Annotated in this window: 13 protein-coding genes and 1 pseudogene; 6 read left to right on the top strand and 8 right to left on the bottom strand. The window is 70.7% G+C overall.

What is annotated here, in order from left to right:
- Positions 1-56: 56 nt before the first annotated feature.
- Together ACFE65_RS04455 and ACFE65_RS04450 are read left to right on the top strand one after the other, a co-directional pair.
- Positions 57-956: an alpha/beta fold hydrolase gene (locus ACFE65_RS04455; protein WP_375381139.1), complete on the top strand. Its 900-nt coding sequence runs from the start codon at positions 57-59 to the stop codon at positions 954-956.
- Positions 953-1,603, top strand: coding sequence for an NAD(P)-dependent oxidoreductase (locus ACFE65_RS04450; RefSeq protein WP_375381138.1), 651 nt, complete (start codon positions 953-955; stop codon positions 1,601-1,603). Before ACFE65_RS04455 ends, ACFE65_RS04450 begins: the two co-directional genes overlap by 4 nt.
- Positions 1,604-1,825: 222 nt before the next feature.
- Here ACFE65_RS04450 and ACFE65_RS04445 read toward each other — a convergent pair whose 3' ends face one another.
- From ACFE65_RS04445 to ACFE65_RS04415, 7 genes and pseudogenes are all read right to left on the bottom strand, one after another.
- Complete coding sequence (locus ACFE65_RS04445) at positions 1,826-2,584, bottom strand: phosphoadenylyl-sulfate reductase (RefSeq protein WP_375381137.1); 759 nt, start codon at positions 2,582-2,584, stop codon at positions 1,826-1,828.
- The gene (locus ACFE65_RS04440) at positions 2,577-3,077 is read right to left on the bottom strand and encodes a DUF934 domain-containing protein (RefSeq protein ID WP_375381136.1); all 501 of its coding nucleotides are present in this window, start codon (positions 3,075-3,077) and stop codon (positions 2,577-2,579) included. Before ACFE65_RS04440 ends, ACFE65_RS04445 begins: the two co-directional genes overlap by 8 nt.
- Complete coding sequence (locus ACFE65_RS04435) at positions 3,070-4,701, bottom strand: nitrite/sulfite reductase (RefSeq protein WP_375381135.1); 1,632 nt, start codon at positions 4,699-4,701, stop codon at positions 3,070-3,072. The genes ACFE65_RS04440 and ACFE65_RS04435 overlap by 8 nt, the downstream gene beginning before the upstream one ends.
- Before the next feature lie 97 nt (positions 4,702-4,798).
- Positions 4,799-5,095: a DUF2849 domain-containing protein gene (locus ACFE65_RS04430; protein ID WP_375381134.1), complete on the bottom strand. Its 297-nt coding sequence runs from the start codon at positions 5,093-5,095 to the stop codon at positions 4,799-4,801.
- A 20-nt stretch (positions 5,096-5,115) separates the two neighbouring features.
- Positions 5,116-5,238, bottom strand: a pseudogene (locus ACFE65_RS04425) (SAM-dependent methyltransferase); the annotation flags it as partial.
- 90 nt (positions 5,239-5,328) lie between these two features.
- Positions 5,329-6,738 carry a succinylglutamate-semialdehyde dehydrogenase gene (locus ACFE65_RS04420; protein WP_375381133.1) on the bottom strand — a complete coding sequence of 470 codons (1,410 nt, stop codon included), beginning with the start codon at positions 6,736-6,738 and terminating at the stop codon, positions 5,329-5,331.
- A gap of 78 nt (positions 6,739-6,816) precedes the next feature.
- Positions 6,817-8,193: a protein adenylyltransferase SelO family protein gene (locus ACFE65_RS04415; protein WP_375381132.1), complete on the bottom strand. Its 1,377-nt coding sequence runs from the start codon at positions 8,191-8,193 to the stop codon at positions 6,817-6,819.
- Between the two features lie 37 nt (positions 8,194-8,230).
- On the opposite strand from ACFE65_RS04415, the gene ACFE65_RS04410 reads away from it, so the two are divergent.
- Positions 8,231-9,109 (top strand): alpha/beta fold hydrolase, encoded by an 879-nt coding sequence (locus ACFE65_RS04410; protein ID WP_375381131.1) that lies wholly within the window; start codon positions 8,231-8,233, stop codon positions 9,107-9,109.
- Positions 9,106-10,236: a glycosidase gene (locus ACFE65_RS04405; RefSeq protein ID WP_375381130.1), complete on the top strand. Its 1,131-nt coding sequence runs from the start codon at positions 9,106-9,108 to the stop codon at positions 10,234-10,236. The genes ACFE65_RS04410 and ACFE65_RS04405 overlap by 4 nt, the downstream gene beginning before the upstream one ends.
- Before the next feature lie 24 nt (positions 10,237-10,260).
- Here the strand turns inward: ACFE65_RS04405 and ACFE65_RS04400 are convergent, their stop codons facing one another.
- Positions 10,261-10,611, bottom strand: a complete 351-nt coding sequence (locus ACFE65_RS04400; protein ID WP_375381129.1) for a DUF3147 family protein — start codon at positions 10,609-10,611, stop codon at positions 10,261-10,263.
- A 116-nt stretch (positions 10,612-10,727) separates the two neighbouring features.
- On the opposite strand from ACFE65_RS04400, the gene ACFE65_RS04395 reads away from it, so the two are divergent.
- Positions 10,728-12,356, top strand: coding sequence for an MFS transporter (locus tag ACFE65_RS04395; protein ID WP_375381128.1), 1,629 nt, complete (start codon positions 10,728-10,730; stop codon positions 12,354-12,356).
- A 44-nt stretch (positions 12,357-12,400) separates the two neighbouring features.
- Positions 12,401-13,483, top strand: coding sequence for an alanine racemase (locus tag ACFE65_RS04390; RefSeq protein ID WP_375381127.1), 1,083 nt, complete (start codon positions 12,401-12,403; stop codon positions 13,481-13,483).
- Positions 13,484-13,501: the final 18 nt, after the last annotated feature.

The raw sequence follows: 13,501 nt of genomic DNA, 5'->3' as shown, positions 1-13,501 counted from the left end.
GGAACTGTCATCGGTATAGTTCTACGCACATATTGTTCGCAGTGAAAGAATAGATCGTGCCATCTCCTCCTCCGCCCGGCAGTTCCGTCGACGATGCGCTGCTGCTGCACCACGCCTTCGCCGACACCAACGGCACGCGGCTCCATTACGTCACCGGCGGCCACGGTCCGGCCGTCGTCCTGCTGCACGGTTATCCCTATACTTGGGAGGTGTGGAAGCCCCTGCTGCCCCTGCTTGTAGAGGCTGGCTACACCGTCATCGCTCCCGATCTTCGCGGGCTCGGCTTCTCCGACAAGGCGGAGGGGGGTTACGACAAGGCGACGGTCGCGGCGGATGTGCGCGGGATCGTGCGCTCACTGGGGTTCGAGCGCATCCGCCTCGTCGGCGCCGACATCGGCGCGATGGTCGCCTATGCCTATGCCTCTCGCCATCCGGATGAGGTGGAACGGTTCGTCTTTGCGGAATCGCTGATCCCCGGCTTCGGGCTGGAGGCGCTGATGAACCCGGCAGACGGCGGCTACTGGCATTTCGGCTTCCACATGCAGGTCGATGTCGCGACCATGCTGACGGCCGGTCGCGAAGCGGAATACCTGCTGCCGTGGTATGCCATGATGTCGGCCGATCCCGCCGCCGCGGACACCGCGACCCGACGGTTCTTGCCCTTCTACCAAGCGCCCGGCGGGATGCGTGCCGGCTTCCGCCACTACGAAACGCTGGTCGAGGACGGCCGCGCCAATCGCGCGCAGTTCGTGGGCCCGCTGCTGATGCCCACGCTCGTCCTGAGTGGCGAGCGCGGTATTCCGCAAGCGCAGACGCTGGCCTGCGTCACGCAGGCCGCCGTGGACCTCGAGCACGACCTTGTACCTGGCGCCGGCCATACCTTTGCCAGCGACAATCCCGAATGGACCGCCGCACGCCTGATACGATTCTTCGATCAGGAAGGTGAAGCCGCATGAAGATCGCCGTTCTCGCCGCCACCGGCAGCACCGGGTCGCTCGTCGTCGACCGGCTGATGGCGCGAGGCCATCAGGTCGTCGCAGTCTCGCGTTCCCCGGCGCCGCCGCGGTCGCCTGCGTCGCGCTTCTCGGCTTGCACCGGCGATCTTACCGACGTGGCGTTCCTGCGGCGCGCGATCGAGGGATGCGACGCGGTCATCTCCTGCCTCGGCCAGAGCCGGGCGTCGAAGAGCCTGTTCGCCAAACGCACCTCCCCGCCCGACATCCTCTACCGTGTCGCCGCCGCCACCATCACGGCGATCGGTGACGGCTCCCAGCACCTCATCTATATGAGCGCGTTCGGCGTCGGCGACGACCTGAAACGGCACGCGCTGTTCTTCCGCATCATCTTGCGCCTCAGCAGCATCCACGACGCCTATCTCGACCATGATCGCGCCGAACGGGCGATCCGCGCGTCGTCCGCCGCGTGGACGATCGTGCGTCCGCCGGGGCTAACCGATAAGGACGAGGAGGTGCCCCTGGCGGATAAGAGCAAGCGCTGGTCCTCCTTCGAAACCGCGACGAAGAAATCCGTCGCGGCCTTCCTCGTCGGCTGCGCCGAGAAGCGCGGATCGATGGCGACCACCATGACGATTGGCAAACCTTGACCGGAGCATTCCCGCAAACGAACCTGTAGCGGGAAGGCCGCCCTACTGGTCGCCCTGACGGCCGCGGACGAGTGCGCTTTCCCAAAACCTGTTCTCGATTGCGCTTTCTCGAAATAGCCGCTCGGAGATGGAGAAACGGGAAAGGCGCGCCGAACGATTGGCGGCTTTGCTCGGCGAGATCGCAGACCTTTATGGCAGACGTTGGGCGTTTGCTGCCGGCCCTCAGAACGCCGGCTCGTCCCCTCCCGTCGCCGGCACGTGGATGCCGCATTCCACCTTGTCCCACCCGCGCCAGCGGCCTGCGCGGGGGTCTTCGCCGGGGCGGACCTTGCTGGTGCAGGGCGCGCAGCCGATCGAGGGGAAGCCTTCGGCCTCAAGCGGGTGGCGGGGCAGGTCGTGGAGGGCGAAATACGCGTCGAGATCGGCCTTGGACCAGTCCGCCAGCGGGTTGATCTTCAGCCGGCCCTCATCGGCCTCGAACCGGGGCATCGCGAGGCGCGTGCCGGCCTGGAAGCCCTTGCGCCCGCTGATCCACGCGCCGAACGGTGCGAGCGCGCGGCGCAGCGGCTCGACCTTGCGCAGGTCGCAGCAGCCGTCGGGATCGTAGGACCAGCGCAGCCCCTTCTCGTCCTGCAGCCGCAGCAGGCGCGGGTCGGGGCGATAGACGCGCAGGTCCGTGAGCCCCAGCCGCTCGGCGAGCTCGTCGCGGTACGCCAGCGTTTGCCCGAACATCTTCTGCGTGTTGGTGAAGATCACCGGCACGTCGCGATCGATCTGCGCGACCATGTGCAGCAGCACCGCTGACTCGGCGCCGAACGACGACACGGCGGCGACCTTGCCCATCAGCTCGCCGGTCAGCAGCTCGGCGAGCATCGCGGGCGCGGGCACGCCGGCGAAGCGCGCGGCCATGTCGCTCGCGTCGACCTTGGTGATCGCCGGCGGGATGTTCAGCGTATCGACGACCCGGGCCGGTTCACCCATGACGCAGTTTCCAGACCGGCACGCCCGCGTCCGCCGCGCCCTGGTAAGGCGTCGGATAGCGCGCCAACGATCGCTCCAGCACCGCGGCGTCGATCGGCGCGTCGGGCGCGAAGCTGTCGAAGCCGCAGCGGCGCATGAACGGCAGTTGGTCGACCAGCACGTCACCCGCCGCGCGCAGCTCGCCCGTGTAGCCACCTTCACGCAGGACGCGTGCGGCGGAATAGCCGCGGCCGTCGCGGAAGCTGGGGAAGGCGATCTCCACGAGGCGGAGCCGGCCGAGGTGCGGCAGCAGCGCGCGCGCGTCGTCGCCGGGCGCGAGGTGGACGGCGCCGGCGTTCGCACCGCCGACCAGGAAGGCATCGAGCGGCACCGCGTGTTCCTCGTGCAGCTCGTCGTCACGGAACCGCAGCGGGCGAGCGCCGGGCGCGTGAACGGCGGCGGTCGCGACCGCCTCGCCCTGATCGGGCTCGTCGCCGGAGAGGGACTCACCCATAGATCGCCTCCTTGAACGGCTCCATGCCGACGCGCCGGTAGGTGTCGAGGAAGCGCTCGCCGTCGTCGCGTACCGCCAGATACCGATCGGTCACCCGCTCAATCGCGTCGACGACGCCGTCCTCTGAGAAACCGGGGCCGGTGATCTTCGCCAGGCTTACGTCCTCCGCGCCCGATCCGCCGAGCAGGAGCTGGTAGTTCTCGGTGCCTTTCTTGTCGACGCCGAGGATGCCGATATGGCCCGCGTGATGGTGGCCGCACGCGTTGATGCAGCCGCTGATCTTGAGCTTGAGCTCGCCGAGATCGCGCTGGCGCTGCGGATCGGCGAAGCGCGCCTGGATCTTCTGCGCGACCGGGATCGAGCGCGCGTTGGCGAGGCTGCAGTAATCGAGGCCGGGGCAGGCGATGATGTCGCTGATGAGGTCGACGTTGGCTTCCGCGAGGCCGGCGGCGACGAGCGTGGACCAAAGGTCGTAAAGGTCGCGCTTATGGACGTGCGGCAGGACGATGTTCTGGCTGTGCGTGACGCGCAGCTCGTCGAACGAATAGCGCATCGCGAGGTCGGCCATCAGGTCGATCTGGTCCGCCGACGCGTCGCCAGGGATGCCGCCGACTGGCTTGAGGCTGATGGTGACGATGGCGTAGCCGGGCTGCTTGTGCGCGGCGGTGTTCTGGGCGCACCACTGCTCAAACCCGTCATTCCCGCTTTCGCGGGGATGACGGCTCGCGTCTTCGAACGCGGGGGCTGCGAACATCGCGGTGATGCGCGCGAGTTCGGCGGCGGGCGGGTCGATGCCCAGCGCCTTCACCGCGATGAACTCCTCCTCCACCTCCGCGCGATAGGCGTCGATGCCGATCTCGTGGACCAAGATCTTGATCCGCGCCTTGTAGATGTTGTCGCGCCGGCCGTACCGGTTGTAGACCCGGAGCGCCGCCTCGAGGTAGCTCATCAGATCGTCGGCGGTGACGAAGTCGCGCAACAGGGCTGCGATCATCGGCGTCCGGCCCATGCCGCCGCCGACCAACACCTTCGCTCCAAGCTCACCGTCCCGCATCACCAGCTGGATGCCGATGTCGTGCAGCCGCATCGCCGCGCGGTCCTCATCCGCCGCGATCACCGCGATCTTGAACTTGCGCGGCAGGTAGCTGAACTCGGGGTGGAATGTACTCCACTGGCGGATCAGCTCGGCCCAGGGGCGCGGGTCCGCGACCTCGTCCGCAGCCGCGCCGGCGAACTGGTCGGACGAGATGTTGCGGATGCAATTGCCGCTCGTCTGGATGGCGTGCATCTCGGTGGTCGCAAGCTCGGCGAGGATGTCGGGCGTGTCCTCCAGCCTGATCCAGTTGAACTGGATGTTCTGCCGCGTGGTGAAATGGCCGTAACCGCGATCGTAGGTGCGCGCGATGTGCCCCAGCATCCGCATCTGGCGCGAGTCGAGCGTGCCGTACGGCACCGCGACGCGCAGCATGTACGCATGGAGCTGAAGGTACAGCCCGTTCATCAGCCGCAGCGGCTTGAACTGATCCTCGGTCAGCTCGCCCGCGAGGCGGCGACGCACCTGATCGCGGAACTCGTCCACGCGCGCGTCGACGAGGGACTGGTCGTATTGGTCGTACTTATACATCTACAACCTCGTCATCCCAGCGAAAGCTGGGATCTGGTGCCGCATGCGCGCGCCAAGTGGAAAGCGACCCCAGCGTCCGCTGGGGTGACGTAAAGGATCATACCACCGCCTCCACCGCGGCCGGATCGCCGGGCTTGAGCGTCAGGTCCGGCCGGACGGTGGGGCCGAGCGCGCGGATGCGGTCCTTGATGTGGGCGGGGCGGGGGCCAGCGGGGGTCGGCGTCGCGTCGATGACGTACGGCCCGGTGACGCGGCGCGCGCGCTCTTCCACCGCCGCGATCGTCTCGCCGTGCGTGTCGACGTCGCATGCCGCCTCGACCCGGCGGGACCAGCCGGCGCCCGTCCACCAGATCACGTCGCCGCTCGCCAAGTCGTTGCCCGTCAACAGCTTCACGCCCCAACCCCTTCGGCGGAGACGCCGTCCTCTGCCACGACGACCAACGTCTGGCGCGCGCGCACGGTGAGCAGGCCCGGATCCCCCGGCCCCGCGCCGACGAGGATCACACGGCCCGAGGGCGCAGAAATGGGGTCCAGCATCGAGGCGAGATGCGCCGCCGCGCCGGATCGGGCAAGCGTCGGGTTGCTTGGCGGCGGGGAAGCGGAACTTTTGCCGAGCGGATCGCTGGACTATGCGTCGCGCAAGCCGATGCCGAGTGACGCACGCGCCGCCTCCGCCTCGCTCGACACCACCGGGTACGCGCACCGGTCCGCGGCATACCAGCCGCCCGGGCGGTGGTTGCCCGATCGGCCGATGCCGCCGGCCGGCGCACCGGCCCCGGCGCCGTGGCTCGGCCGGTTCCAGTTGACGATGCCGGCGCGCGCGCCCGCCCAGAACCGGTCGTAGAGCGCGGGGGTCTGGCTGATGAGCGTCGCCGACAGGCCGAAGCGGGTGGCGTTGACCTCCGCCAGCCCTTCCTCGAAGCTCGCGACGCGCACGACCTGCAGCACCGGGCCGAACAACGGCGCATCGCGCCGATCCGCGATGCCGGTCACGTCGATGATGGCCGGCGTCAGGAACGGCCGGTCAGGATCGGGCCGCCCCAGGTGCCGGATCGCCCGCCCGCCGCGCAGGATCAGGTCGAGGAAGCCCTCGATCAGCGTGTCGGCGGCGTCGGCGTCGGCCACCGGACCCATGAACGGCGCCGGCTCGTCGTGGGGGGCGCCGACGATCAGCCGGTCGGCGAGGCGCGCGATCGCGTCCACCAGCGGCTCGGCGAACGCGTCGTCCACCACTAGGCGTCCGGCGGCCGTCCCGCGCTGGCCGGCGGAGGCGAAGGCGGACTGGACGACGATCGCCGCCGCCGTCGCGATGTCGGGCGTGTCCCAGGCGAGGATCGCGTTGTTGCCGCCCATCTCCAGCGCCAGCAGCCGGTCCGGCCGATCGGCGGCGGCGCGGTGCAGCGCGGCGCCGACGCGCGCCGAGCCGGTAAAGAAGAGGCCGTCCACGTCCGGATGCGCGGCCAGCGCCGCCCCCTCCACCGCGCCGCCCTGGACGAGGCGCAGGTTCGCCTCGGGCACTCCAGCCTCCAGCAGGCACTCGACGAGATAGACGGCGACGGCCGGCGTCTTCTCCGAAGGCTTGAGGACGACGGCGTTGCCCGCGACCAGCGCCGGGATCAGGTGGCCGGCGGCGATCTCGACGGGGGTGCACGCCGGCGCGATGACGCCGAGCACGCCGTGCGGCCGGTGGCGCAGCGCGGTGCGGCCGCCCAGCGCCGAATCGAGCCGGCGCTGCGCGGTTCGCTCGGCATAGCCCGACACCGACGCGTCGATGCGTGCGACGACGGCGTCGATCTCCCCGCGCGTCTCCCACAACGGCTTGCCCGTCTCGCGCGCCAGCAGGTCCGCGAACGGCTCGTGCCGCGCGCGCACGACGTTGCCGAACCGGCGCAGCGTCTCGATCCGATACGGGAGCGGCCGCGCGGCCCAGCCGGTCCAGCCGGCTCGCGCGACGGCGACCTCCGCCGCGACGTCGCCCGTCGGCCCACGCCACAGCTCGGCGCCGGTCGCGGGTTCGAAGGAGACGAGCTCGGCCATGGGTAACGCTTACACCGGAAGGGATTGATCTTGTTTGAACGACCTTCTTCCTTCCGTTCAAGCTCAGCATGAACGGGATCAGGATAAGGCCTCACCCATCGCGCGAACCTCTGCCACCTTCGCCTCGAATACGCTCCAGTCGTCCGCCGCGGCGATCGGCGCCCAGATCGCCTCCACCTCGTCGATCAGCATCGAGCAGGGCTCGCCAGACCAATAGGGGTGCGAACGGTCCTTGCGTGGGGCGTAGCCGGCGAGCGCGGCGCGGGCATCGGCCCACTCGGCGCCATAGCCGACCGGCAACACGCCCCCGAACGCGTCGAAGAAAAACCGGTCCAGCCCCGCGCCGCTTACGCGCAGAGCCTGCTCGATCGCCTGCACCAACGCGCGATCGTCGTCGGCGCCGCGTGGGACGACGCCCAGCCGCCACGTCATCCGCTCGCCGATCGCCGCCTGATAGGCCGGCGCGAACCCGTCGAGCGCGGCGATCAGCGGCTCCGCGTCGCAGATCGGCCGCAACGCGACGGCCAATTGCATCGCGTTCCAGTGGATCGCCTCGGGCTGGCGCCCGAGCGCGTAGAGCCCGGTCTGGTCGAAATAGGCGGCGGTGAACGCAGGATCCCAGGTCGGCGCGAACCGCCACGGGCCATAGTCGAAGCTCTCGCCCGTCACGTTGATGTTGTCGGTGTTGAGTACGCCATGCACGAACCCCGCCGCCATGTAGCTTGCCGCGAGCCGCGCGGTCCGCGCGACGACGTTGGTGAGGAGCTGCACCGCCGGCTCGGCGCCAGGCTCCTGAGTGTGCAGCTCGCGCAGCACATAGTCGGTCAGCGTCCGTAGCCTTGTCTCGTCGCGCTCGTAGGCCAGCCGCTGGAAGCTGCCGATGCGGATATGGCTGTGGCTGAGCCGCACCAGCACCGCCGAGCGGGTGGGGGAGGGCTCGTCGCCGCGGTATAGCGCCTCCCCCGTCTCGATCACCGACAGCGTGCGACTGGTCTCGACGCCCAGCGCCTCCAGCATCTCGGTCGCCAGCACCTCGCGGACCGCGCCCTTCAGCGTCAGCCGGCCGTCGCCGGAGCGGCTCCATGGCGTGGTGCCCGAGCCCTTGGTGCCCAGGTCCATCAGGCGACCGCGATCGTCGTACAGTTGCGCGAAGGTGAAGCCGCGCCCGTCGCCCAGCTCCGGGTTGTAGCTGCGGAACTGGTGGCCGTGGTAGCGCAGCGCCAGCGGCTGCGGCAGGCTGTCCGGCAGCGGCTCGAACCGGCCGAAGCGGCGAATCCACTCAGCGTCATCCAGCCCCGCCAGCCCGATGGTGGCGGCGGCGCGGTCGTTGCGGAAGCGCAGCCGCGTCTCCGGGAAGTCGGCCGCCGTCACCGGATCGAAGAAGCCGTCGCCGAGCGTCAGAAGACGACTGGCGGGCCGATACGAGGTCGGCTCTGCTTGCGGGGATGCTGTCATCCCGCGATATGGGGGGCCCCGATCCGGCGACGCAACCATGGCCGACACCACCCAGCCCTTCGCCGACCTGTATTGGTCCGCGCCCGACGGCGTGCGGTTGCACGCGCACGACTGGCGAGGGGAGGGGACGCTGCCGCCGCTCGTCTGCCTGCCGGGCCTGACGCGCAACGCGCGCGATTTCGACGCGCTGGCGGCACGATTGTCCCCGCGACGGCGCGTGATCGCGGTGTCGCTGCGCGGGCGCGGCGGCAGCGGCAAGGCGCCGCCCGACACCTATGTGCCCGCGACCTATGTTGGCGATGTCCTGGCGATGCTGGACCAGATCGGCGCGGACCGGGTGGCGGTGATCGGCACGTCGCTGGGCGGGCTGGTCGCGATGATGCTGGCACAGGCCGCGCCCGGCCGGATCGCGGGCATGGCGCTGAACGACGTCGGCCCAAGGCTGGAGCCGGTCGGGATGAGCCGCATCCGCGCGCAGCTCGGCCGACCCACCGTGTGGCCCACCTGGATGCACGCCGCCCGCGCCGTCGCCGAAGGATTGCGCGACGTCTATCCCGACTGGAGCCTGCTCGACTGGCTGGCGATGGCCAAGCGACTGTACCGGCTCAACTCGGCGGGCCGCATCGTCGCCGATTTCGACGGCAAGATCGCCGAGGCGTTCCGCCTGCCGGCCGCCGAGTCCGACTCCGCGCCCGCGCCCGACCCGTGGCCGCTGCTCGATGCGCTGGCCGGCGTGCCCGTGCTGGTGGCGCGCGGCGAGCGATCCGACGTGCTGGGGGCGGGCACGGCGGCGCGGATGGTCGCGGCGGTGCCGGGCGCGACGTTTGCGACGGTCCCGCGCGTCGGCCATGCGCCGACGCTGACCGAGCCGGTCGCGGCGGCGGCGATCGACCGGTGGCTGGAGAGGATGACATGACCGGGTTCGCGTTCGACGCGCTGGTGTTCGGCCCCGACGATGTCGACCTGTCGCGCTCGCCGCTCGCCGGCAGGATCGACGCCGAAACCTATGTGCTGGGCGCCTTCAATCCGGGCTTGACCCGGCTCGCCAACGGCAACCTCCTGCTGATGGTCCGCGTCGCAGAGGCGCTGCGGACGCCGATCCGCGACGGCGCGGTGCATTCGATCCGCTGGGAGGAGACGGTCCAGGGTGCGGCTTGCGTCCTCGACGCGTGGCCGCTCAGCCTCGTCGACACCGCCGATCCGCGCCAGGTGCAGATGCGCGGGGCGGGGTTTCGCGTCCTCGCGCTGACGTCGCTATCGTGGCTGCTGCCGGTCGAGCTGTCGGCGGACGGGCGGCGGGTGGAGGAGGTCCATTACGATCGCGCCATCGCCCCGCGCGCGTCCTACCAATGCTATGGCGTCGAGGACGCGCGGATCAGCCGGGTCGGCGACCGCTGGCTGATGACCGCCTGCTGCGTCAGTCCGGAGCGGCACGGGACGGCGCTCTACACCTCCGCCAACGGGCTCGACTGGCATCTGGAAGGCCTGATCCTCGATCACCAGAACAAGGACATGGCGATATTCGAGGGGCTGGTGGACGGCAGCTACTGGGCGCAGACGCGGCCGCTGGGCGATTGCTATTTCGCCTATGCGCCGGGGAGCGAATGGCGCGCGGGACCGTCGATCAACTTCGCGACCTCGCCCGACGCGCTGCACTGGCGGCCGAGCGAGCACCCCGGCATCCGCCCGCACGCCGCGACCGTCGCGACCGCGCGGATGGGCGCGGGCGCGCCGCCGGTGTTGACCGACCGCGGCTGGCTGACGTTGTGGCACGGCGCGGAGCCGTCCGGCCAGGTCGGCATCTATCGCACGTACTGGACGCTGCTCGACCGCGACGAGCCGTGGCGCGTCGTCGCGACCGGCCACATGCCGCTGATCGAGCCCAATCCTGCGCTTACCGAGGCGATGAAGGACCGGATGTACCTGGGCGACGTCGTGTTCACGACCGGGCTCGTCGATGCGGGCGATCACTGGGTGGTGGCGAGCGGCGAGGCGGACCTCGCCTGCCGCATCACGCATGTGCCCAAGGCAGCGGTGGGCTAGCAGCATGCCCGCCTGGCGAGCCCTTCAGAGCTGCAAGCCGAAGCGCGGGCCCAGCCACGTCATCATCGCGTACAGGCCGATCGTCAGCCCGCACCCAGCGAGCAGCGCAGGCCAGAAGCCGGTGCCATGCCGCAGCAAGGCCGGGATGAGCAGGAACATCGGCAGCGACGGCAGAACGTACCAGAAGGTCGCTCCCGCATGCGCGGCCATCGTCTCGGCATCCGGCTTTTCGGCCCACAGCCACATCATGCCGAGCACCGACACCAGCGGCAACGACGCGATCAGAGCGCCGAACCCGGGATAACGCTTCGCCAGCGTCGAGGCGAAGGCGATCAGAACGCCCGATATCGCGGCCTTCAGGGCAAGGTAGAGCATGGGCGTCGATACGCGACGTGCGGTCCCGGCGGAAGCGGGCTAGGTTCGGTCTCCCGGCGCTCCCTTCGACAAGGACGCTCCGGTTCGGTAGCACCTCCCCGATCGGAGGAGGGATGATGGCGGACGAGCCTGTCGCAGGTACATCGGGACGGCGCGCCTCGACGTCTGCGCGGGCGCTCCCACCCGCGCCGTCGGCGGCTGACATCCGGCTGGTCATCACCGCCTCCGCGCTCGGCACCGTGTTCGAATGGTATGACTTCTTCATCTACGGCACGCTCGCCGCGGCCGGGATCATCGGCCGCGCCTTCTTCCCCGCCGGCAGCGAGACCGCGCGGACGCTGCTCGCCTGGGCGGGGTTCGCGATCGGCTTCGGCTTCCGGCCGCTGGGCGCTGTGGTGTTCGGCTATCTGGGCGATCGGCTGGGCCGCAAATACACCTTCCTGGTGACGGTCGCGCTGATGGGCGTGGCGACCGCCGGGGTGGGGCTGGTGCCGTCGGCGGCGACGATCGGCTGGGCGGCGCCCGCGATCGTGCTGCTGCTGCGGATCGCGCAAGGGCTGGCGCTGGGCGGCGAATATGGCGGCGCGGCGATCTATGTCGCCGAGCATTCGCCGCCGGGCAGGGCGGGCTTCTACACCAGCTTCATCCAGGCGGGCGTCGTCGGCGGGTTCGTCCTGTCGCTCGCGGTCGTGCTGGTCGCCAAGGCGCTGCTGCCCGCCGGCGCATGGGACGCGTGGGGGTGGCGCGTGCCGTTCTGGTTCAGCCTCGCGCTCCTCGCGCTGTCGCTGTGGATGCGGCTGAGGCTGTCCGAAAGCCCGGTGTTCGAGGCGATGCGGGCGGCGGGCACCCGCGCCGCCAACCCGGTCGCCGAAAGCTTTCGCCATCCCGGCAATGTGCGCCGGATGCTGGTCGCTCTGTTCGGCATCGCCGCGGGCCTGACCGTCATCTGGTACACCGCGCAGTTCACCGTGCTGTCGTTCCTCGCCGGACCGATGCGGGTGGACGAGACGACCGCGCAACTGTTGACCGGGGCGGGCGCGATCGCCGGGCTCGGCTGGTTCGTGTTCTTCGGGCGCCTGTCGGACCGGGTCGGGCGCAAGCGGCCGATCGTGATCGGCTATTGCGCGACGCTCGTGCTCCTGTTCCCGATCTTCTGGGCGTTGGGCGCGGCGGCCAATCCGGGGCTGGCGCGCGCCGCGCGGACCGCGCCCGCCGTGGTGAGCGGGCCGGTCTGCGCATACAGCCCCTTTGCGACCACCCAGGCGGACGCGTGCGGGCGCATCCTCGACCATCTGTCGCGCAAGGGCGTCGCCTATACCAAGGCGCGCGCGGTGCGGACCGGCGTGACGATCGCCGGCCGGCCGTTGGCGGACACGAGCCCGGCCGGGCTCGACGGAGCGCTCGCGGCGGCCGGCTGGCCGAGCGGCAAGGTGCGGCCGGACGCGCCGCATCTGGTGCTGATGCTGCTGGCGATCGTCGCGCTCGGCGCGCTGTCCGGCGCCACGTTCGGGCCGGTCGCGGCCTTGCTGTCCGAGTATTTCCCCGCGCCGATCCGCTACACGTCGATGTCGCTGCCCTATCATCTGGGCACCGGCTATTTCGGCGGCTTCCTGCCTTTGGTCAGCCAGTATATCGTCGCTCGGTCGGGCGATCCCTATGCGGGGCCGTGGTACACGATCGTGGTCGTCGCGATGGCGCTGGCGGTAACATGGTGGGGGTTGGACGAGCGGGTACCCCCGGGTTGATCGACGCAGTAGCGTAGCTGGCGCTGGCTCCCTATCGACCATGAATGGTTGTCTCCGCTCCGACATCGCCCCTCCGCCTCCGCCTCGATGGCGCCGCGCTCGTCGCCAACTGGCGGGCGCTCGACCGGCTGAGCGGGCGCGCGGCCTGTGGCGCGGCGGTGAAGGCCGATGGCTATGGCCTGGGCGCGCGCGAGGTCGTCGCGCGACTGACGGCGGCCGGGTGCCGCGACTTCTTCGTCGCGAGCTGGGCGGAGGCGGCGGCGCTCGCGGACCGGTTCGCCGGCCCGGTCGGCGCCCCATTTGCCGGTGCCCCGGCCGCGCTGTCGGTGCTGCACGGCGTGCGCGCCGACGACATGGCGACGGCGGCCGCGCTGCCCGGCGTGCGCCCGGTGCTGTCGACGCCCGCGCAGGTCGCGCGCTGGCGTCCGACCGGCCGGCCCTGCGACGTGATGGTGGACACCGGCATGAACCGGCTGGGCGTGTCGGCGGAGGCGGTCGCGGCGGGGCTGCTCGATGGCCTCGCGATCGAGACGCTGATGAGCCACCTCGCGTGCGCGGAGGACGAAGGCGCGGCGATGAACCGGCGCCAGCGCGACCGCTTCGCCGCGCTCGCCGGGCGAACGGGCGCGCGGCGGCTGAGCCTCGCCAACTCGGCCGGCGTCGCGCTGGGCGCGGATTATGCGTTCGACCTCACGCGGCCCGGGCTGGCGCTGTACGGCGGCGTGCCCTGCGCGGCGCTGGCGGATGCGATCGTGCCGGTGGCGGTGCCCGAGGCGGAGGTGCTGCAGCGGCGCACGGTGCGCGCGGGCGACACCGTCGGCTATGACGCGACCTGGAGGGCGGCGCGCGACACGCAGGTCGCGATCCTGTCGATCGGCTATGCCGACGGCTACGCCCGCGCCTTTTCCGGCATCGGCGCCGCGCGCGCGGGCGGGGCGGTGCTGCCGGTGCTGGGCCGCGTGTCGATGGATCTGCTGGCGGTCGACGCGGACGCCGCGCCCGCCCTGGCGGAGGGCGACCGGGTGACGCTGGACTACGCCCTGCCCGCGGCGTCCGCGCGCGCGGGAATCAGCCAGTACGAACTGCTGACCGGCCTCGGCGATCGGTTCGAGCGGATGTGGGTGTAGCCGACGAAAAAAGGGGCC

Source organism: uncultured Sphingomonas sp. (assembly GCF_964237335.1).
In the GTDB taxonomy this organism is placed as follows: Bacteria; Pseudomonadota; Alphaproteobacteria; order Sphingomonadales; family Sphingomonadaceae; genus Sphingomonas.
This window is presented reverse-complemented; position numbering and strand designations above follow the sequence as displayed.

Coding starts and splice junctions, on each gene's coding strand:
- ACFE65_RS04450 (WP_375381138.1), top strand. CDS start 953: ATGAAGATCGCCGTTCTCGCCGCCACCGGCAGCACCGGGTCGCTCGTC.
- ACFE65_RS04445 (WP_375381137.1), bottom strand. CDS start 2,584: ATGGGTGAACCGGCCCGGGTCGTCGATACGCTGAACATCCCGCCGGCG.
- ACFE65_RS04440 (WP_375381136.1), bottom strand. CDS start 3,077: ATGGGTGAGTCCCTCTCCGGCGACGAGCCCGATCAGGGCGAGGCGGTC.
- ACFE65_RS04435 (WP_375381135.1), bottom strand. CDS start 4,701: ATGTATAAGTACGACCAATACGACCAGTCCCTCGTCGACGCGCGCGTG.
- ACFE65_RS04420 (WP_375381133.1), bottom strand. CDS start 6,738: ATGGCCGAGCTCGTCTCCTTCGAACCCGCGACCGGCGCCGAGCTGTGG.
- ACFE65_RS04415 (WP_375381132.1), bottom strand. CDS start 8,193: ATGACAGCATCCCCGCAAGCAGAGCCGACCTCGTATCGGCCCGCCAGT.
- ACFE65_RS04410 (WP_375381131.1), top strand. CDS start 8,231: ATGGCCGACACCACCCAGCCCTTCGCCGACCTGTATTGGTCCGCGCCC.
- ACFE65_RS04405 (WP_375381130.1), top strand. CDS start 9,106: ATGACCGGGTTCGCGTTCGACGCGCTGGTGTTCGGCCCCGACGATGTC.
- ACFE65_RS04400 (WP_375381129.1), bottom strand. CDS start 10,611: ATGCTCTACCTTGCCCTGAAGGCCGCGATATCGGGCGTTCTGATCGCC.
- ACFE65_RS04395 (WP_375381128.1), top strand. CDS start 10,728: ATGGCGGACGAGCCTGTCGCAGGTACATCGGGACGGCGCGCCTCGACG.
- ACFE65_RS04390 (WP_375381127.1), top strand. CDS start 12,401: ATGGTTGTCTCCGCTCCGACATCGCCCCTCCGCCTCCGCCTCGATGGC.